The 21,756-nt window shown below is 37.0% G+C and carries 18 protein-coding genes; 1 reads left to right on the forward strand and 17 read right to left on the reverse strand.

What is annotated here, in order from left to right; all coding sequences use genetic code 11:
• Positions 1–46: 46 nt before the first annotated feature.
• The 10 genes from ffh to AC6UD6_RS03370 form a co-directional block, all read right to left on the reverse strand.
• Complete coding sequence (gene ffh / locus AC6UD6_RS03325) at positions 47–1,492, reverse strand: signal recognition particle protein (protein WP_500695675.1); 1,446 nt, start codon at positions 1,490–1,492, stop codon at positions 47–49.
• Between the two features lie 10 nt (positions 1,493–1,502).
• Entirely contained in the window at positions 1,503–1,844 is a 342-nt protein-coding gene (locus AC6UD6_RS03330) for a putative DNA-binding protein (protein ID WP_500695676.1), read from the reverse strand.
• 12 nt (positions 1,845–1,856) lie between these two features.
• Positions 1,857–3,167 carry a signal recognition particle-docking protein FtsY gene (gene ftsY / locus AC6UD6_RS03335; RefSeq protein WP_500695677.1) on the reverse strand — a complete coding sequence of 437 codons (1,311 nt, stop codon included), beginning with the start codon at positions 3,165–3,167 and terminating at the stop codon, positions 1,857–1,859.
• A gap of 2 nt (positions 3,168–3,169) precedes the next feature.
• On the reverse strand, positions 3,170–6,703 hold the full coding sequence (gene smc / locus AC6UD6_RS03340) for a chromosome segregation protein SMC (RefSeq protein ID WP_500695678.1): 3,534 nt from the start codon (positions 6,701–6,703) through the stop codon (positions 3,170–3,172).
• A gap of 13 nt (positions 6,704–6,716) precedes the next feature.
• Entirely contained in the window at positions 6,717–7,448 is a 732-nt protein-coding gene (gene rnc, locus AC6UD6_RS03345) for a ribonuclease III (RefSeq protein WP_500693716.1), read from the reverse strand.
• 80 nt (positions 7,449–7,528) lie between these two features.
• Positions 7,529–7,801 (reverse strand): acyl carrier protein, encoded by a 273-nt coding sequence (locus AC6UD6_RS03350; RefSeq protein ID WP_500693715.1) that lies wholly within the window; start codon positions 7,799–7,801, stop codon positions 7,529–7,531.
• Positions 7,802–7,813: 12 nt separating this feature from the next.
• Positions 7,814–8,845: a phosphate acyltransferase PlsX gene (plsX, locus tag AC6UD6_RS03355; protein WP_500695679.1), complete on the reverse strand. Its 1,032-nt coding sequence runs from the start codon at positions 8,843–8,845 to the stop codon at positions 7,814–7,816.
• 15 nt (positions 8,846–8,860) lie between these two features.
• Positions 8,861–10,891, reverse strand: coding sequence for an ATP-dependent DNA helicase RecG (gene recG / locus AC6UD6_RS03360; protein ID WP_500695680.1), 2,031 nt, complete (start codon positions 10,889–10,891; stop codon positions 8,861–8,863).
• A 76-nt stretch (positions 10,892–10,967) separates the two neighbouring features.
• Positions 10,968–12,668, reverse strand: a complete 1,701-nt coding sequence (locus AC6UD6_RS03365; RefSeq protein WP_500695681.1) for a DAK2 domain-containing protein — start codon at positions 12,666–12,668, stop codon at positions 10,968–10,970.
• A gap of 30 nt (positions 12,669–12,698) precedes the next feature.
• Positions 12,699–13,061, reverse strand: coding sequence for an Asp23/Gls24 family envelope stress response protein (locus AC6UD6_RS03370; RefSeq protein ID WP_010021513.1), 363 nt, complete (start codon positions 13,059–13,061; stop codon positions 12,699–12,701).
• Between the two features lie 193 nt (positions 13,062–13,254).
• Here AC6UD6_RS03370 and rpmB point away from each other — a divergent pair, with 193 nt between their 5' ends.
• Entirely contained in the window at positions 13,255–13,440 is a 186-nt protein-coding gene (rpmB, locus tag AC6UD6_RS03375) for a 50S ribosomal protein L28 (RefSeq protein WP_500693710.1), read from the forward strand.
• 62 nt (positions 13,441–13,502) lie between these two features.
• On the opposite strand, the gene AC6UD6_RS03380 is transcribed toward rpmB, so the two are convergent.
• The 7 genes from AC6UD6_RS03380 to coaBC are packed head-to-tail and all read right to left on the reverse strand — an operon-like array spanning position 13,503 to position 21,658.
• Positions 13,503–14,147 (reverse strand): thiamine diphosphokinase, encoded by a 645-nt coding sequence (locus AC6UD6_RS03380; protein WP_500695682.1) that lies wholly within the window; start codon positions 14,145–14,147, stop codon positions 13,503–13,505.
• A gap of 2 nt (positions 14,148–14,149) precedes the next feature.
• The gene (gene rpe, locus AC6UD6_RS03385) at positions 14,150–14,809 is read right to left on the reverse strand and encodes a ribulose-phosphate 3-epimerase (protein ID WP_500695683.1); all 660 of its coding nucleotides are present in this window, start codon (positions 14,807–14,809) and stop codon (positions 14,150–14,152) included.
• A 2-nt stretch (positions 14,810–14,811) separates the two neighbouring features.
• Entirely contained in the window at positions 14,812–15,717 is a 906-nt protein-coding gene (rsgA, locus tag AC6UD6_RS03390) for a ribosome small subunit-dependent GTPase A (RefSeq protein ID WP_500695684.1), read from the reverse strand.
• A gap of 9 nt (positions 15,718–15,726) precedes the next feature.
• Entirely contained in the window at positions 15,727–17,067 is a 1,341-nt protein-coding gene (gene rsmB, locus AC6UD6_RS03395; protein ID WP_500695685.1) for a 16S rRNA (cytosine(967)-C(5))-methyltransferase RsmB, read from the reverse strand.
• Positions 17,054–17,998 carry a methionyl-tRNA formyltransferase gene (fmt, locus tag AC6UD6_RS03400; protein WP_500695686.1) on the reverse strand — a complete coding sequence of 315 codons (945 nt, stop codon included), beginning with the start codon at positions 17,996–17,998 and terminating at the stop codon, positions 17,054–17,056. Before fmt ends, rsmB begins: the two co-directional genes overlap by 14 nt.
• Positions 17,999–18,008: 10 nt before the next feature.
• Positions 18,009–20,432, reverse strand: coding sequence for a primosomal protein N' (priA, locus tag AC6UD6_RS03405; RefSeq protein WP_500695687.1), 2,424 nt, complete (start codon positions 20,430–20,432; stop codon positions 18,009–18,011).
• 20 nt (positions 20,433–20,452) lie between these two features.
• Complete coding sequence (gene coaBC, locus AC6UD6_RS03410; protein WP_500693703.1) at positions 20,453–21,658, reverse strand: bifunctional phosphopantothenoylcysteine decarboxylase/phosphopantothenate--cysteine ligase CoaBC; 1,206 nt, start codon at positions 21,656–21,658, stop codon at positions 20,453–20,455.
• Positions 21,659–21,756: the final 98 nt, after the last annotated feature.

Genomic DNA, 21,756 nt, shown 5'->3' on the forward strand with positions numbered 1-21,756 from the left:
CAATAAATATTAGTGATGTAAAGGCTTTTTTCTTTACAGTCTGAAATTAATGTCTTTTTTTATTTTTTCGTCGCTTCTTTTTATTCTTTTTGATCTTGCGACTCATCCGCTTCATGGCGAGATTCGACAATTTACCAGTCATTCCTCCACCCATTCCAGCAGAATCCATCATATTTGACAAACCCGACATATTTCCGTTAGACACTTTGTTCATCATTTTCTTCATTTGATCAAATTGTTTAATGAGTCGATTGACTTGTTGAATCGGTTGAGCCGATCCGCGAGCAATTCGACGTCTCCTTGAAGGATTTAACACATCCGGATTGGATCGTTCCTCATCAGTCATTGAATAGATAATCGCTTTAATATGGTCTAAATCTTTGGGATTAACGTTTAAATTCTTCAATGCCGGATTATTAGCCATTCCTGGAATCATTTTAACCAAATCTTGAATTGGACCCATCTTTTGAATTTGTTCTAATTGATCAACAAAATCATCAAAATCAAAAGAATTTTCCTTGATTTTTTCGGTTAATTCCTTAGCTTGATTTTCATCATACTCTTTCTGAGTCTTTTCGATGAACGAGAGCATGTCTCCCATTCCCAAAATTCGAGAAGCCATTCGATCTGGGTGAAATACGTCCAAATCATCTAATTTTTCACCTTGACCCACAAACATAATTGGTTTGTCAGTCACAGCCCTGATTGACAAAGCAGCTCCACCACGAGTATCTCCGTCTAACTTTGTTAGAATAACCCCGGTAATATCTAAAGCATCGTTAAATCCGACCGCCGTATCAACGGCATTTTGACCTGTCATAGCATCAACAACTAAAAGAATATCATTTGGATTGGCCACCTCTTTAATATTCTTTAATTCATCCATCAAGTTTTCGTCAATTTGAAGCCGACCGGCCGTATCAATTAACACATAATCGTTATTCTTCTTGCTAGCTTCCTTTAAACCATCTTGAACAATTTGTACTGGGTCAACATCCGTTCCCTCTTGAAATACTGGAACATCAACTTGTTCGCCCACCTTTTCTAACTGTTCAATTGCTGCGGGACGATAAACATCGGCAGCGATCATTAATGGACGCGCATTATCTTCATATTTAAGCCTTTTAGCTAATTTACCCGCTGAAGTAGTTTTACCTGCTCCTTGAAGTCCTACCATCATAATGATTGTAGGAATCTTGTCTGATTTAACTAGTGGAGTCGCAGACTCACCCATCATGTTAGTCAGTTCATCGTTAACGATCTTAACAATTTGTTGGGCTGGATTTAGTCCTTCAAGGACGTCAGCTCCCTTAGCTTTTTCTTGAACCTTCTTTACAAACTGACGAACCACCTTAAAGTTAACGTCCGCTTCTAGTAATGCTAATCTAATTTCCCGCATCGTTTCACGCAAATCAGATTCGCTAACCTTGCCTTTTCCTCTTAAGTTTTTAAAAGCTTTTTGTAATCGATCGGTTAAACCTTCGAAAGCCATCTTTTCACCCCTAATTTTCTTCCGTAATTTCTAAGTGATCCACCAACTCATTTAAGTGTTCATCATTTGGATAATACTTCTTAACGTAATCTCTAATTTCATCGGTTTGCCGATTGCGTAATACAAACAATTGATATAGGTGCATTTTCCCCTCGTAATCTTCGAGAATTTGCTCAGTTCTTTTAATGTTATCATAAACCGCTTGGCGACTAATATTGAAATTTTCTGAAATCTCACCTAACGAAAAATCATCTGCATAGTATTCTTGAATGTACTCTGCCTGTTTCTTAGTGAGTAATTCACCATAAAAATCATACAAAGCATTAATCCGATTATTCTTTTTAATGTCCATCTAAAGTCACCACTAATTGTCTTGAATTAATCCCTTAAATAAACCGTCAATAAAGCTCTTAGAATCAAATTTACGCAAATCATTAACCGTTTCTCCAAGTCCAACGAACTTTACCGGAATATTAAACTTATTTTTGATTGCAATTACAATTCCACCCTTGGCAGTTCCATCAAGCTTTGTTAAAACAATTCCCGTAATGTTAGTGATTTCATTGAACATCTTGGCTTGATTCAAAGCATTTTGACCAGTAGTTGCATCAATCACCAGCAACACTTCTTGAGGTGCGTCTGGAATTTCACGCTTAATGACCTTATCAATTTTAGCAAGTTCATTCATTAAATTAACTTTATTTTGCAATCTTCCAGCTGTATCAACAAATAAAACATCATAATTTTCTTTTTTGGCTTTATCTACTGCTTCAAAAACAACCGAAGCTGGATCACTACCAGCGGACTTTTTAACAATATCAACACCATCACGTTTAGCCCATTCATCTAATTGTTCAATGGCGCCCGCTCTAAATGTATCAGCAGCCGCTAAAAGCACCTTTTTATTTTGCTTTTTAAAATTATTGGCCATCTTACCAATGGTTGTCGTTTTTCCAACTCCATTGACACCAACAAATAAAATCACAGTTGGGCCAGTTTGAGATAATTTGATTGAACTATCTTTATCACTTGGTGCATCATACAAATCGATCATCTTTTGGACGATTAGATTTTGAACTTCTTTTGGTTTCTTGGCATTTTTTAATTTAACTTCTTCTTTTAGTTCATCAGTTAGTTGGATTGCAGTTTCAAATCCAACATCGGATTCAACCAGCGTATCTTCTAAATCATCAAAGAAATCATCATCAACTGAGCGAAAATTAGCAAATAGCGCATTTAATTTTTGTCCAAACGAAGACCGTGATTTTGCCAGACCATGTTCGTATGCTTTTTCAGTTGATTCAGGCTGCTTAGTTACATCATCAGTAGACTCTTTGACATCTTCATTTTTATTAGAAGAATGATCTGTATCAACCATAGACTGGCCTTTTTCATCTGACTTGTTATCGTCAGTGCTTCGAACACCATCTTTTGATGTTTGCGTTTGTTCTTCCGGTTCTTCAGAAACATCAGCTCCATCATTCTTACTCTCACTTGATCCATCATTTTTCTGACTAACTTCATTTTCTTCAGTTTGTTGAAAGTGGTCACCTCGATCAGAGGTGTCGTCACCAGTAGCCTTTGCTTTCTCATCTTCTCTTTTAGACTGCTTGGTTTCGTTCTCTTTGTCGTCAGATTCCTTCTTCTTACTTTTAAAAATATCAAATAAACCCATAATTATTCTCCTAGCTTTTTAGATTCATCCAAGTTGACCGAAACAACCTTAGATACACCCGAATCTTGCATTGTAACTCCATAAAGATGATCCGCATAGACCATCGTTTCCTTTCTGTGAGTAATTACAATAAATTGTGTATTATTCTTTAAACTCTGCATATACCGCGCAAAACGATCCACATTAGCAGGGTCAAGAGCAGATTCAGCTTCATCCAATATTACAAACGGAACTGGTTTTACCTCAAGAACTGAAAAAAGCAGTGCCAAAGCCGTTAGAGCTTTCTCACCACCAGAAAGTAAATTGAGATTACGGTATTTCTTTCCGGGTGGTTTTACCAAGATATCGATCCCGGTTGTAAGTAAATGATGCGGGTCATCCATTTTTAGTTTGGCTTCCCCACCACCAAAAATATTGCGAAAAATATGACTAAACGCAGTTGCAATTTTATCATAAGTTTCGCTAAATTTAACTTTTACCGTTTGATCCATTTCATTCATTATCCCAATCAGTTGGCTCTTAGATTCAATTAAATCATCAAGTTGATGATTCATAAATTCGTAACGATCTTTCACTTCTGCATAGGCATCAATTGAATTAACATTAATCGGACCCAACTCGTCAATTTTAGATTGGATGGATTTAATCAATGAATCGATTTCGGGTAATGCAAGTTCCACCTTCTTCATTGAGCTAGTTCCTTTAATCATGTTATCGCGTTGATAACGCTCAGAATCAAGGTTATCTATAGCAGTTTTTAAATTCGATTCTAGCTTTTGAACTATTTCTGTTTGAGAAATTAAACGATCCTGAAGATCGGAAACTTGATGATCATATTTTTGATCATCTTGGTTAAACTTATCAATTTTTGAATTAAGATCGTTAATATCCCGCTTAGTACTTTGGATTTGTTGTTCTAGTTCGGGAATATTAGTTTTTACTGCCACCACTTCTTGATTAATTGATTGCTTAAGTCCATTTATACTATTGGCTAAGCTTTTTAATTGAGTTTCAAAATTCAACCTTTGTTTTAAAAGACTTTCCCTGCTGGACTTGAGTTGACTATTTTGTTCCTTTAAGCGAATCAACTTTTCTTTGATTTCAGATGATTTGATATTATTTTCGTTAACATTCCGAGTAAGTTTTTCAATCTGACTTTTGATTGAGGTATTCTTAGACTGATTTTGCTTAATTTGCATTTTTAAATCATTAATCTTATGAGAAAGATCAATCTCATTTACACCATCATCACTAGTTGTGTTTTTTAATTGTAATCGAATTGCATCAGCATTTCTTTGAGACTCCTTTAAACTACTTTGATTCATACTAATGCTTTTTTGTTTAGCTTGAATCTCTCCTTTTAATTCATTTAATTTTTGACGAAGTTCATCGTGCTTATCCTGCTTTATTGTGTGCTGATCTTGGAATTTTTTGATAGTCTCCTCACCAGCATTCATCTCCTGGCTCATTTCTTCAACTTGCTGATTTAAGTGGACCAATTTTTCTTTTTGACTTAGTAAGCCAGTGGACTGGTTGTGATTTGATCCACCAGTGATTGCACCTCCAGCATTAACGACATCCCCATCTAAAGTTACCACTTTAGCCTTATGACCAATTGTCTTACTGATCTTTGTAGCACTTTTTAAATCAACCGCAATCATCGTACCACCCATCAGGTGATTCTTAACCCGTGTCATATCCGTTGGCATTTTGACCAGGTCCGAAGCAATTCCAACAAAGCCAGAAATCGATTTTACCACATTTAACACATTAGAGGATAAATAACGTTCATTAACGGCATTCATAGGCAAGAACGTAACTCTTCCCAGTTTCTTCTCGCTTAAATAGTGAATTGCATCTCTAGCATCTTTAACATTCCCGGTGATAACCTGCTGAATCTGACTTCCCAGTGCTGTTTCAATGGCTATAACATAACGATCAGGAACTTCAATAAAATCACTTACTGTTCCTTTAATACCAGTTAAATTCGCTTTGCTTTTTAATAAGTTTCGCGTCCCGCGATAAAGCGAATTATGATTTTCCAAGATTGACTTAATACTATCTCGTTCCGTTTTAGTCTCCTGAAAAACACGTAATGCAGCATACCAGCTTGCCTTTAATTCTTTTTCTTTGTCCCTTGAATCTGACAACTTCTTATCAACTTGCTTTAATTCATCCACCATTTGTTTCTGGTTGTTTTGAAGTTTCGATAATTCGGTCTCTTCTGAAGTGATTTCTTGCTTTAAAAGGTTGCTTTGATCTTCAATCGCATTAATTTGCTGGTACTTCTCTTTTACCTCACTATCACTACGCTTGGATAATTTTTGCATTAACTTTAAATTATTCTTGGCACTGGCTAATGACTGCATCAAATCTATGTAATCATTTCTTATATTTTCAAGTTCTGTTTGTTTTTCTAATAAATTTTGCCGAATAGAAGCTGCTTCAAGCTGCTTCATCTTATGAGAATAGTCGGAAATGAGAGCTTGCTTTTTACTAATTTGACTTTGGTTGTCAGTAATATTGTCTTTGACGTTTTCCAGTTGCTCTTTTAAATCACTTACTTTACTTTCTAAGTCGTTAATCTTTTGTTGATTAAATTCACGTCGTTGCTGAGATAACTGCTGATCACTATGAGCTGATTCGAGTGATTTAGTGTCACTTAAAAGTTGATTTTGAAGTTGTTCACGCTTTTGACCCAAACTTTTAATCTTATTCGTTAACCCTTGTTTGCGTTCTTTAACTTCCTTAACTTTTATTTTTAAATTAGTAAAAGTAGTGTCTTGCTTTTTAAGTTCATTTTCTAGATTCAATTTTGCGTCTTCATGATTTTTAATCTTAATCACTAATTTAGAATACTTCAATTGATCAAGATATTTTTTCTTATCCAAATAGAGGGACGCAGCATCACTTTGCTCCTTTAGAGGCCCAATTTGTTTGTCCAACTCGTTAATAATATCTGAGATTCGATCCAAATTTCCTTGAGTATCAGCTAACTTTTGTTCAGTTTCCACCTTTTGTTTTTTATATCGATAAACTCCAGCAGCTGTCTCAATAATTGATCGCCTTTTTTCAGCATCATCATTGAGAATTTCATCAACATTCCCCTGAGAAATAATGGAAAGGGAACCTTCACCTAATCCAGTATCCATAAAAAGATTATTAATATCCTTCAAACGACAATCTTTATCATTGATTGAATAAGAACTATCACCATTTCGATAAACTTTACGTGTGATTTTAATTTCGGTATAATCAGAATCCAAAAAATGATCAGAATTATCAAAATAAATGCTAACTTCTGCACGACTAAGAGCTCTGCGCCCCTTGGACCCAGAGAAAATGACGTCTAACATTTTTTTACCACGTAAAGTTTTGGCCGACTGCTCACCTAAAACCCAACGAATTGCCTCGATGACATTACTTTTTCCGCTACCATTTGGACCAACAATTCCAGTAAGCCCATCCTGAAAGTCAATTGTGGTTTTATCTGCAAAAGATTTAAATCCTGCAATCTCAATTGATTTTAACTTCACCTTAATGCCTCATTTACTTAATACTTGTGCTTACTCCCAGTTCATTGAGTGCTTTCTTTGCCGCTTTCTGTTCTGCATCTTTCTTGGAATGTCCTAACCCGACTCCCATTTCTTTGCCGTTAATTTTTACCGCAACTTTAAATTTACGGTCATTATCAGGACCATCTTCACTAACTAGTTCATAGTCTAAATCAACTGGTCCATTTTCTTGAACAACTTCCTGTAATTCAGTTTTATGATCAAAGAATTCGTCAAACCAACCCTCATCAAGCTTAGGGAAAATCACAATCTGACAAAAATTCCTCACCGTTTCTATTCCTTGATCGAGATACACCGCTCCAATAAATGATTCAAAAATATCACATAAAAGTGAGTCACGTTGTCTGGCATTCGCCTTTTCTTCACCTTTGCCGAGTCGAATATACTTGTCAAAATGACATTCACGGGCAAAACGACTAAAACTATGCTCATTAACCATAGCAGCTCTTAATCTAGTCAGTCGACCTTGTGGTAATTCAGGAAAACGTCTAAAGATGTAGTCTGAAACCACTAATTGATAGACAGCATCCCCTAAAAACTCCAGACGTTCATAAAATTTTAATCCTTGACCGGGATGCTCGTTCACGTATGATGCTTGGGTCATTGCTTCATCTAAAAGTGCTTCATCGTTAAACTTAATATTAAACTTGTCTTTTAACAAGTCATCAAACTGCTTTTGCAATTCTATTTCCTCCAAAGGTAACATTTTTTCTTTTAATTATATCATTAATGCCTAAATTACGATAATTGCATAATAAAAAATGACCCGTCATAACAACGAATCATCTATTTCTTTGCAATGTGTTTTTTCGTTTTTGGATCAATATCTCGCATAATTACATTCACTAGATCGCCGACATCACTGATATTCTCAGTATTTTCACTGGTGAAAACATCGCCAAATTCATCCTCTAATTCAACGATAAATCCCGCCATATCAATAAAATCAGCGCCTAAATCATTAGTAAAGTTTAAGTCATTCGTTACCTTATCAACCGGAACCTTAAAACGACTTGAGGTGATTTCTGCTACTTTTTTAAATACTGTTTCTCTATCCATCAGTGATCCCTCCTACTGCTCACCATTTTTAATACTATCCATTTCATCAGTATGATTAGAAAAATATCCTTTCACTGAATCAACAAAATTAGAATTAATAATTTGCTGAATTTGAAGTATCGTATTTCTAATTGTCTTAGCCTTACTACTACCGTGGCTCTTCACCACTGGGGCCTTCAATCCAAGTAGGACGGCACCCCCATACTTAGTGTAATCCATCTTGTGGGCAATCTTTCTTAAAGTATTCTTGAGTAATAAAGCACCCACTTTGGACTTCACTCCACCATTTATAATGCCGTCTTTTAACATATTAATCATTGACAATGCAGTTCCTTCAATACTCTTTAAAACCGCATTACCGGTAAAGCCATCGGTTACCGCTACATCGGTAACTCCATTCAGCAACCCTCGTGATTCGATGTTACCAATAAAATTAATGTCATCATTTTTTCTTAAAGCACGATACATTTTTTGATGAATCTTATTTCCTTTGTCAGACTCAGTGCCATTATTAATCAACCCAACCCGTGGATTTTTAATCTTTAAAACTCTTTCAGCATAATACTTACCTAGTAGTGCATACTGATAAACGTTAACAACCTTAGCATCAGCATTTGCTCCACAATCAATTAACGTGAAACCAGTATCGTTATCAATTACTGGTAAAGTAGTAACCAGTCCCGGACGATCAATTCCTTTGATTCTACCGATTATCAATAAACCAGCAACTAGAATGGCACCAGTATTTCCACAGGAATAAAATGCATCAGCTGTTCCATCTTTAACAGCTCGAGCAGCCATGACCAGACTTGATCCCTTTTTTTCTTTTACTGCTTTAACGGGTTCATCTTCCATTTTTATAACTTCATCTGATTGAATCACTTTGATATTTTCTTTGTTATTTAACAACGAATTGATTTTATCAGAATCACCAAAGAGTTGAAACTCCACGTGATCCATTTCATCACGAGCAAGCTCAATCCCTCTGACAATTTCATCAGGTGCATTATCGCCACCCATTGCATCAACAGCAATTTTTATCATTATAGGCAAAGCTCCTTAATCAAACTTAACATCTTGATTTAAAGATTTAAGTCTTTTTACTAACTTTCGATTTTGCGGTTCCTGTTCCCAGTTAACATCATCAACAATTTCTTTTGCAACGGTCTGCGCTGTGCTCAAAATATTAATGTCAGCAACTGGATCTCCAACTTTAAAGGTTGGCATTCCAGACTGATTTTTACCGAGAATGTCCCCAGGACCTCTTAATTCTAAATCTTTTTGTGAAATAAAGAAACCATCAGTTGATGAACACATCACATTCATTCGTTTTCTACCAGTTTCATTTTTAGGATTAGCAATTAAAATACAATAAGCTTGCTGGTCCCCTCGCCCCACACGACCCCGAAGTTGATGTAGTTGAGCCAACCCAAAATGGTCAGCATCATAAATCACAATGGTACTTGCGTTGGAAACGTCAACTCCGACTTCAATTACGGTTGTAGAAACTAGAACTTGTACCTTATTAGTCTTAAAAGCATCCATTACTTTATTTTTGTCTTCATCACTCATTTGACCATGGAGTAAGCCAACCGTGTATTTATCACCAAGTTCTTGCTGAAAGTTTTGGTATGTATCAGTCACGTTTCTCATATCCACTGCTTCAGATTCACCGATAAGGGGTACTACCACGTAAACTTGTTCTCCATGATTTAAGCGCTTTTTGACAAAATTAAGCATTGCATCAATCTGTTGATTCTTAATCCAAGCCGTTTTAATTGGTTTTCTACCACCTGGCAACTCATCAATTACCGAGACATCCATTTCACCATACGCTGTGATCGATAGAGTTCGTGGAATAGGCGTAGCGGTCATCGATAACACGTTCGTTGATTTACCCTTTTCTCGCATGGCCTTTCTTTGGTTAACTCCAAACCGATGCTGCTCATCAATGACAGCTAATCCTAAATTATGGTATTTAACCTCTTTTTGAAACAATGCATGAGTACCCACCACCAAGTTAATCTCGCCACTTTCAATACGGGGTAAAAGTTCATTTCGAGCCGCTCTAGAAGTATCACCAGTCAGTAGTCCAATGTTAACACTAGTATCCTTAAAAAGCTCAGCAAGTCCGTCAGCATGTTGTTCGGCTAAAATTTCAGTGGGAGCCATTATTACGGCTTGTTTCCCAGAAAGAACCGCAGCATAAATTGCGATAGCCGCTACAACCGTTTTTCCGCTCCCAACATCTCCCTGTAAAAGCCGATTCATCTGATATGGACGCTTTAGATCAGATAAAATTTCTGAAATAACCTTTTTTTGTGCCAGGGTCAATTCGTACGGAAGAGAACTCACAAACGTCTGTAATTTAGCACGATTAATGGTTATCGCAGAATTAGGGGCCTGATTTTTCTGATGTTTTAAAGTTTGCATTCGCATTTGAAACAAGAAAAATTCATCAAACTTTGCGGTTCTACGTGCGAGTGCTGCTGCTCTTTGATTTTTTGGAAAGTGCATGTTAGAAATGACACTTTTTAAATTTTCTAATTTATACTTTTTTAAAACCCAATTGGGGATGAAATCTTCAATTTGACCTTGGTACTGATCATAGGCTTCGGTTACCAATTGGCGAATGGTATTCTGGGTAATCTTATGGTTAGCAGGATAAATTGAACCAAATTTTTCGCCATCACCAGCTTTCAAAATTTTAATTCCGGCCATCGATTTTTTATTTGCATCAAACTTTCCGTAAATCAAAATTTCATCCCCGGCTTCAACCTGTTTCTTTAGCCACGGCTGATTAAAAAAAGACACCGGAATCACATCATTACCAACTAGTAACTTAATAGTTAAACGACTTCTACGTCTTCCAAAAAAATTAACCGTTGGATTGATAGCAACCTTACCCTTCAGAGTGACCACCTGCTGATCAGAAATTTCAGAAAGATCTTTAGTTCGAAAATCTTCATAACGAAATGGAAAGTATGTCAGTAAATCATAAATGGTCACAATCCCCAAATCATTTAGAGCTTCAACTTTTTTGGGACCGACTCCTCTAAGCGTTTCCACATGGTCATCTAACCCACTCATCAAATTCACCTCCTAAAAAGACTGTTAATCCACAAGGACTAGCAGTCTTATTAAGTATCTATCTATATAATATTACCTATTCAACGGAAATAATCAACGGATAAACTGGTTGATCCCCCTCATGAGTCTCAACTTCTAATTCATCGTCCACTGATAAGGCAGCATTCGAAACTTTATCAGCATCATCCTGATCAGCGTCTTTTCCAAAAATAATCGTAACGTTTTCGCTATCATCATCTAACATTTTTTTCAGCATCTTAATAGCTGCATCATCTAAAGAAGAACCAAGGACCTGAATGTCTCCATCAATAATTCCCATGTAACTACCCTTTTTAATGTCCATTCCATTAATCTTTGTATCACGAACGGCAGTCGTCACTTGGCCACTTTTAACGGTATCTAAAGAGTCGTCCATCTGGTTCTGGTTTTCTTTAAAAGTACTATCAGGATCAAATGAGAACATCGCGGTTAATCCTTGTGGGATTGTCTTGGTGTGGACAACTTCCATCGGAATGTCTGTGATTCCCTGGGCTTGCTCTGCCGATAGGAAAATATTCTTATTGTTAGGGAGAACGATCGCTTTTTTAGCATTACTGTTATTAACAGCGTCAACAATATCTTGCGTACTAGGGTTCATCGTTTGTCCGCCACTAATAATGTTAGTTACTCCTAAGCTCTTAAAGAGCTTCTCTAAACCTGCTCCCGCAACCACCGCAATAATTGCTAAGTCACGCGGCTTTTTATGCTCTTTTTCTTCCTTTAAATCATCGGTCTTTTGAGCTTTTTCATCGCTTTCCATGATTGATTCTTGTTGCAGTCGCATGTTATCAACTTTAACGGTTGCTAAGTCACCAAATTGTTGTCCCCACGATAAGACCTTGCCAGGATGCTCCGTGTGAACGTGAACGCGAACCACTTCATCATCATTAATAACCAAAAGTGAGTCCCCTAATTTCGCCAGATAGTTATAAAAAGTATCGTAGTCGAATTTCTGGGTAACCTGCTTTCCCTTCCCAATTCGCACCATAATTTGGGTACAATACCCATAAACAATGTCTGCTGGGTTTAATTTACCTTGAGCACTCTTATGATGCTCAACATCAATCATTTCGTTCATTTCTTCAGAATTAGGTTGATGTTCGCCCTTATCTTCAATCTTTCGACCATTTAAAACATCATCAAAAGCTTGAAAAACAAATACCAATCCCTGTCCACCAGAATCCACCACTCCCACTTGCTTTAATACTGGGAGAAGATCTGGAGTTTTTTTAAGAGCTTTCTCAGAAGCATCAAGAATTGAGTCCATTACCTTTATAACATCATCAGTATCTGAAGCAGTATTTTCACCAGCTTTAGCAGCTAGTCTAACTACCGTCAAGATGGTCCCTTCAGTGGGCTTCATGACCGAACTATAAGCAGTCTTAGCTCCAGCGATAATAGCATCTGCAAATTCTTGAGCATCAAGATCCTTTTTACCTTCAACGTTTTTTGCAAAACCACGGAAAATCTGAGACATAATGACACCAGAGTTACCTCGAGCTCCCATTAATAGCCCCTTAGCAAGTGCAGAAGCTTTACCTCCAATCGTATCATCATTTGATTTATCGACGTAACTTTCCCCACTTGATAATGACAAACTCATGTTCGTTCCAGTGTCTCCGTCTGGAACTGGGAAAACATTTAACGAATTAATAAAATCCGTATTATTATTAAGAACGACCGCGGCGGCTTGAACCATTTGGTCGAACTCTTTAGTAGTAATCTTAGTTAATGACACTATTATCAAATCCTCCTTATACTCAAACCACTAGTCGTTAATAACCTTAACACCCTGAACAATTACGTTTACTGAATCCGCATTAATCCCTAACATTGATTCCAAATTATATTTAACTTTTGACTGAACATTACGAGAAACTTCAGAGATCTTAGTTCCATAACTCACAATGACGTTGACGTCAACTTGAACTTTCTTGTTAACTTCTCTGACAACTACTCCTTTTGAGTAACTGTCCTTTCGAAGAATTTCATTCATATTATCTTTAAATTGGTTTTTGCTAGCCATGCCAACAACTCCATAATTATCAGTTGCGGCACCGCCGACTACTGTAGCAATTACATCATTATCAATATCAATTGATCCATATTGAGTGTTTAACTTTACAGCCATCGTTTGCATCCCCCTTATCCTTTCGAGCTCATAACGATATCTAATGTTACCACACCCCATTATAAAACAAAAACATGAATCATGGTGTCAAGGACATTTACTTGAAAGAAACTTTGCATTTATGACGGTATTATGGTAAGTTATTTAGGTGAACTATTGAATATAAAAGAATTCCAAAGTAAGGAGGGATATTATGGCTAAGGATCAAATTAATGGTAAGAGAACTCATTTCGGTAATCGTCGTTCTCACGCTTTAAACTCATCAAGAAGAAGTTGGAAGCCAAACCTACAAAAGGTACGCATCTTAGTTGATGGTAAGCCCAAACGTGTTTGGGTTAGTGCCAGAACTTTAAAATCTGGTAAGATTACCAGAGTATAATCATTATTATTTTAATTAATTAATTAAAAAACAGTACAACCATTCAATGGTTGTACTGTTTTTTAGTCTCGGCTTTGAATCACCATCAATACTCCTTCATCAAAAACAAACGAAGCACTATCTCCAATAAATTCATTACTTGAATAAGAAGTTGGATACCCCACCCAATGATGATTTAATTGATATCTTTCATCACTAAGCGTTAAATGCATTGGTAACAGCGGACAAAAGTCTAAATATTTCATTCCAGTGATTTTCTTAATATGATACGACCCACTTAGAAAGTATCGGATTACATTTTGACTATCAATGAGTCTCAGCCTTGAAAGATAGGGTTTAATATTTGGCTTTAAGACCATCAAAAAATTGGTCAGCAAGTGATCAAGACGCCCGCCTGAAAAGCCATAAATATCGATCTCATTCTTAGGAAAATACTTGCCAGCGGTCCTGATACCCAATTCAGTATCAGTCTCATCCTTTACCGGATCAACCCGAATAACGTGCTTGGCTTTTTGTAATATTATTTTAAATTCCGAATCTGAAACCGAATCGAAGTCACCAACAGCGTATTCAGGAATAATGCCCAATTTGATTAGTCGTAAACTTCCTCGATCAACCCCAATGAAGGGACCCTTTATTTTTTTAGTCTTTAAGTTAGATGGCCATAACTCAATTGGTCCCCCAACAACGACATTTACCTTATTCATAACTAAAAATTAGTAGCGTTCTTAAGAGCCTGAATACGAGCAGCAGGATCTTTTGCATCAAAAACATATGAACCAGCTACAGCGACGTTTGCGCCAGCTTTATAGGCGTCAACCACCGTCTTATTGTTAACACCACCATCAATTTCAATGTCATAAGAATATGAATCATTTTCTTCACGTAATTTATTTAATTCTCTAACCTTACTAATCGTTTCAGGAATAAACTTTTGACCACCAAATCCGGGATTAACAGTCATCACAAGAACTTGATCAACCATGTACAAGACTGGCTTAATCATCTCCACTGGGGTTCCCGGATTAATTACCACTTCAGCTTTAACGTTTTTATCTTTAATCATTTGAAGAGCACGATGAATATGGGGAGTTGATTCAACATGAACCCCAATAATATCTGCGTTAGCATCAGCAAAAGTATCAATATATCTTTCAGGATTCTCAATCATTAAATGACAGTCAAGTGTTAATCCAGTAATAGGGCGAATCTCTTTGACCCAGCCTGGACCATAGGCAATCGCTGGAACAAACATCCCATCCATAACATCGATATGTAGTAATTCCGCACCACCCTTATCGACCTTTTCAATGTCTTTTTGTAGGTTTACGTAATCCGCACTTAAAATTGAAGGAGCAACTTTAATCATGTTTAATTTCCTCTTTTCTTATTATAAATTGGCTTTTGTGCTTTTAATAAATGATATTCTTGCAGATAATCATCATACCTGCTCGATAGAATTGTACCACTTTCAACCCCAGCTTTCACGGCACAACCAGGTTCATTAACATGCAGACATTCACGAAACTTACAGTTGGGTGAAGCACGTACAAATTCCGGAAAATAATTTTTTAATTCATTTGACTTAATTTCCAAAGTATCAAAAGAAGAGAAGCCTGGTGTGTCAGCAATCAAGCCGCCATTTACCGTTAGTAAAGACACCTTCCTAGTGGTATGCTTCCCTCGACTTAAAGACTTAGATACGACTCCAGTTTTAAGCTTTAACTTAGGGTCAATTTCGTTAAGCAGTGTTGATTTTCCTGACCCAGTCTGACCCATTACGATTGATTGTTTGTGAGGAAGTAACTTCGAAACATCGCTCACTGCATTTACATCATCTTTTTTATCAGGCAACACAACTTCATAACCAATTTTCCTATAATCAGCCGCAACCGTTTTAAAAAAATCAACCTGCGCTTTTGACGTTAACAAGTCAGTCTTACTAAGATAAATAATTGGGATAATCTTCTGCTTTTCGAGGGCCACAAGTTGCTTATCTAATAGTGAGAAAGAAAAAGCAGGTTCAATGGCTGAATTAACTACAATTGCTTGATCAGTATTAGCAACTGGTGGTCTAACTAATTGATTAAACCGTGGTAAAACCCTTAAAATGTATCCCTCGTTCACATTAGTTTCATCAAACTCAACCAGGTCGCCAACGATGGGTTTAATATTTCTTTTTCTAAAGTTCCCTCGTGCTCTCGTCCGGTACATTTTTTCATCGGACTCAACGTCATAGAACCCACTCAAAGATTGATAAATCTTGCCTTTTCTCACATTAATCTCCTATTGAATCCTCTGAAAGCCCGCGATAAAGAAGCCATCAGAATCATAGTCGTCTGGATAAATTTTTAAAGCATCTGTATCACGACTTGGCTTTAGGTCTTTTCTTGTCTTGACCCAAACCGGTTCAAAGTTTTGGTGCTGATCTAAAAACCTGCTGACATTCTCACTATTTTCTTGATTCATGATGGTACATGTACTAAATACCAACTGTCCGCCCACTTTGAGTGTTGGTGCCACAGCATTCAAAATTTCAGTTTGAATCTTTACAAGATGTAAAACGTCATCAAGTGTCTTATCGTATCTAATCTCTGGTTTACGCCTCATCAATCCAAGTCCCGAACAGGGAGCATCAACCAGGATTTTATCAAAAGTACTTTCACCAAATAATTCAGAAACATTACGAGCGTCAATGGCATGAACTTCAATATTATCTTTCACACCCATTCGGGCTGCATTTTGCTCAATTTTGGTTAATTTTTTGAGGTGCAGATCTAAAGCTTCAACCTTACCAGTAGTCAAATATTCAGCAATTTGCGTGGTTTTACCACCAGGAGCCGCACAAGCATCTAGTACATAGTCATCATTTCTAATGTCCATGGATTGAACTGGCAACATGGCACTTTCGTCCTGAATCGTAAACAAACCCTCTTTAAACAGAGGACTACCACTAGCACTTTTACCAGATAAGATAAGCGCATGATCAGCTACTTCACTACTCTTAACCTCATATCCCTCTTGGAAAAATTTCTTCTTTAAATCATCATCAGAAATCTTACGATGGTTCACTCGGACTGATTGCTTAGCTGGCTGATTAATACTTTTAAGTATATCAACCGTCTTATCCATACCAAGTTGCTCATTAAGTTGCTTTACAATCCACAGCGGAACACTATAAAAGATTGAGTCGTAAGTGGCAGTGTCTTTAATTTTATCAATTGGAGGCAATCCATTTCGTTGGATGTGGTGAAGGACTCCGGTAACAAGTCGTCTAATACCATCATGCCCACGCTTTTTGGCAATCTTAATTGATTCATCAAAAATCGCACGATCTGGTATTTTGTCTAAATACTGCATTTGATAAATTGCCGTATACAGTAATTCTTTGACCCAACCATCAAGTTTGTCAGATCTTTTTACTAAATGGTCAACATAATAAGCTAACGTTAACCGGTGCTGAATCACACCATAAACGATATTAGTATACAGGGAAATATCTTTGGGACTCATCGTGCTAGAATCGATCACATTGTTGATTTGAAGATTAGAATATGCACCGCCATGAACACGCTCTAGTGTTCTTACGGCTAAGTATCGTGGATTACTTGAGTTATTTTCTGTCAATAAATTGATCTCCAATTTCTAATTTCTGGTTGCCGTTCAAATATTCGGTAATTGATTTTTTTGGCTTCCCAGACGGTTGAATTTCTTCAATTCCCAAAACCGTTCCGTTCCCAGCAGCAATTTTTAAATGGTGTTTATCTTTACTAACCACCTGACCAGGATCTAAATCAGTCTGCTCATCAATAACCGTTGTTTTCCAAATCTTATTTGGTTTCCCATTTACCATTGCAAATGCGGTCGGATCGGGTCTTAACGCTCTGACTTTTGCATCAACCAAACTAGCAGGTTGAGAAAAATCTAACTCTTCTTGTTCTCGCTTAATGTTTGGCGAAAACACAACTTGCTCTTCATCCTGTTTTTGGGGATGTGCAGTTCCATTAATAACTTCTTTTAAAGTCTTTAAGAGAAGGTCACGTCCCACTAAACTTAACTTTTTAAACATACTATCAGTATCGTCAGTATTTTCAACCTTCACAGATTGTTGAGCTAAAACATCACCAGCATCCATCTTTTTGACCATGTACATGATCGAAATTCCGGTTTCTTTATCTCCGTTCATAATGGCATATTGAACCGGAGCCCCACCACGATATTTCGGCAGTAAAGATCCATGAACATTGATATCCGCAATTTGTGCTGCTTCAAGCAATTTAGTCGGCAAAAATTGGCCAAATGCAGCAGTAATAATAAAATCTGGCTTCATTTGAATAATTTCTTCCATTTCGGGACTTCCACCTAATTTTTGCGGTTGTAGTACCGGTAACCCTAAATCTTGACTAGCTTTCTTAACCGGTGATTCTTCAATTTGATGTTTTCGCCCCACCGGTCGATCTGGCTGGGTTACCACTGCCAACACTTTGTAGTTCTGATTTAAAGCTTTTAGGATTGGAACACTAAATTCAGGCGTTCCCATAAATACAATTGATTTCATAATAATTCACCTACATAAAACTGACTGGTTCTGGATCAATCCCGATCCGTAAACCCTTTCTAACTTCTTTTTGTGATATTTGTAAAATATGCTTTAAGCTTTCATTGAGTTTTAAGTCACGTTTGTACTTAATAATGATTTGGAAATAATAACGTTTTTTCATTCGAGCAATCGGCCTAGGAGTTGGCCCCAAAATAATGGTAGTTTGATCAAGCGACTTTTTAAGATAATTAGCAACCTCATAAGATTCATTAGCCGCCTGCCTCTCATTTAGTGAACTAATTGAAACTTTAATGGTAAAGAAGTATGGAGAATAATCAGCTAAATGTCTTAATTGCATTTCTTTTTGATAAAATGCTTCATAATCCTGGTCTTTAGCCAATTGAATCACATAATTATCTGGATTATAGGTCTGAATAATGACTTCTCCATCCTTATCAGCTCGTCCAGCTCGTCCGGAAACTTGAGTTAATAAATCAAACGTTCGTTCACTAGAACGAAAATCAGGTAAATCCAATCCGGTATCAGCATTTAATACCCCCACCAAAGTTACATTCGGAAAATCCAGTCCCTTAGCAATCATCTGCGTTCCTAGTAAAACATCAGCATGATGTTCACCAAATTCACGAAGTAACTTCTCATGAGAACCCTTTTTCCGGGTTGTATCGACATCCATTCTGATTACTCGCGCTTTTGAAACGAGTTCATGTAATTGTCGCTCTACCTTTTCAGTTCCAGTACCAAAGTAACGAATATTTTTACTGTGACAGTTGGGACAATACTTAGGAATTGGTTCCTCAAATCCGCAGTAGTGACACTTCATCGTATGAGAATCCATGTGAAGCGTCAAAGAAATATCACAGTTGGGACACTTTAAAACATAGCCACAATCTCGACACATCAGAAAAGACGAGAATCCCCGACGATTAAGCATTAACACTACTTGTTCGTGCTTTTCAATTCTTTGCTTAATCGCACTAAGTAATTGGTGCGAAAAGATTCCATCATGAGTCTCTTCCTCTCTGGTCATGTCAACAACTGAAACTTCTGGTAAACGCCTTTGATTAATGCGATCGGGAAGGCGTAAAAATTTATAAACTCCCTTTCCGGCACGAGCCCTTGACTCAAGCGAAGGTGTTGCACTCCCAAGTACGACTGGGCAATGATGATAATTGCCACGCCAAATGGCAACATCCCGCGTGTGATAACGCGGATTATCATCCTGCTTGTAACTTGTATCGTGTTCCTCATCAAGAATAATAAGCCCAATATCAGAAAGAGGAGCAAAAACTGCTGATCTTGCCCCTACTACTACCTTTGCCTTTCCATTATTAATTCTACGCCACTCATCATACTTTTCCCCAGTTGACAAACCACTATGAATTACAGCAACTTGATTACCAAACCGATTTTTAACTCGATTAACCATCTGGGGGGTTAAAGAAATCTCTGGAACTAACATCAACGCCGTCTCACCTAAATCCAAAGCCTTTTGGATGGATTGAAGATAAACCTCAGTCTTACCTGATCCAGTTACTCCTTCAAGTAGATAGGTTTCATTTCGATGGGCTTCAATGGAACGATCAATTTCACGAACGGCATGTGCTTGATCAACGGTTAACTTTTTTGGTTGATCAATTGTAATATCATGTTTGTACGGATCACGATACTTCTCAACCTGAACTTTTTTTATCCAATTCTTCTTTTCAAAACTGCTAATCGCTGAATTGGATATTTTAAGATCATTAACGAGGTGGGTCTGAATAATTGGTTGATCAGTATGGTGCTCTAAAACAGAAAGTAAGTTTAATTGAGAAGTGGCATTCTTACGAAGCTGTTTTTTTGCCTGACCAAAATCACTTAATTGATTTAAAATGGCCGTTTCCGTTTTCTTTTTGGCTTCATTTTGAACTTTGTAAATCACTTGGATTTTATTGTTCTTACGCAACTTAGCAAGTTTCCCCATCTCAGTACTATTAAAATGCTCCTTGTCAAACGGAACCATACTCTGGTCCTTAAACTTATCATTAAGCTCTTGATCGGCAAGATTTCCAGTTGCTTTTACATAGGTTGTATATCTTGCCTTCATCGCATTAGGAAGCATGGTCAAAAGACAACTAATTCGAAAAGAATAAGTTGTATCAGCCAACCACTTAGAAAGTTCAATCATTTCGTCGTTCAACACTGGGCTCAAATCCATGGTACTATCAATCTTTTTGAGTTGCTTAAGCTGGTCCGGTTTCTCATCTGTAATATCAACGACAAAACCTTCAACTTTTCTGTTTCCATTCCCAAATGGAACAATGACCCTCATGCCTCGTTTCAGTTGATCTTCTAATCCAGTAGGAATTAAGTATGAATAGGGTACATTTGTTTGCATGGTCGGAACATCAACAATCACTTTTGCAATTTTCAAATTACCCCTTCTTTCCATTCTTGCATATTACAGATTAGCTATAAAAGGTCAACAACGACATTTAACACTTCACTAGCAACTTTTAATTTAGACTCAACTTCTGTCTTTTTGACCAAACCATCCTTTGAGATGATTGAAACCTGATTATCATCACTATTAAAACCAATTAATGAATTGGAAACATCATTTAATACCACTAGATCTAATTTCTTTTTCATCAACTTTTGCTTAGCATTTTTAAGAGGATCATTGGTCTCGGCCGCAAAACCGACCACCACCTGATTAGGGTTCTTCTGTTGTGCCACTTTTGCAACAATATCATCGTTCTTAATTAGATGGAGATCTAAAGAATCATGGTCTTGATCCTTCTTGATTTTTTGTTTTTCCGCATGAGCAGGTTTAAAATCACTAACTGCAGCAGCCATAATCAAAACCTGATTATCTGAAAATAAGCGTTGTACCTGGTGCTCCAGTTGATCAGCAGAACTAACTTTGATAACTTTCACACCATCTGGAATCTGGCACTGACTGTTGGCACTTACAAGTGTCACTTTAGCCCCCATTTCTTTAGCAACCTCAGCAATTGCATATCCCATCTTTCCTGATGAATTATTTGATAAGTACCTAACCGGATCAATTGGTTCTCTAGTACCACCAGCAGTTACTAGTATATTAACCCCAGAAAGAGGTTGGTCATCATGATCACTTAATTGACTAACCACAAACTGATAAATTTCTTCTGGTTCAGCAAGTCGACCTAGAGCTGAATATCCTTCGGCTAGTGGACCAACTTGTGGCTCAATAAATTCGATACCATCATCTTTTAATCTTTGAAGATTTCTTTGGGTAGCTGGATTTTTTAGCATGACATCATTCATTGCTGGCGCAAAATACTTGGGGCACTCCATGGCTAACATAGTCGTACTTGCAAAATCATCCGCAATCCCATTTGCTGTTTTAGAAATAAAATCAGCGGTAGCTGGGGCAACAATTGCCAAATCGGCCCATTTAGCTAGCCCAATATGATTAATCGTTGTTGAGTCATCAAAATAACTTTGATCATCATAGACATCATTCTTCGATAAAACTTGAAAAGTTAATTTCGAGACAAATCGTTTGGCAAACGGTGTCATTACAACTTTGACACTAGCACCATTCTTTTTTAAAAGTCTCAATAAATAAACTGCCTTATAAGCAGCAACGCTACCAGATACAAATAAGACAATTTGCTTCCCGTTTAACAAAATTATACCCTCCAAAGTATTTCTTATTAATTATACTACACATCCCTTATTATTCATTTAATAAAAAAAGACCCTGTGATGAGATTCATCACAAAAGT

Source organism: Fructilactobacillus sp. X8R2C1, assembly GCF_059900955.1.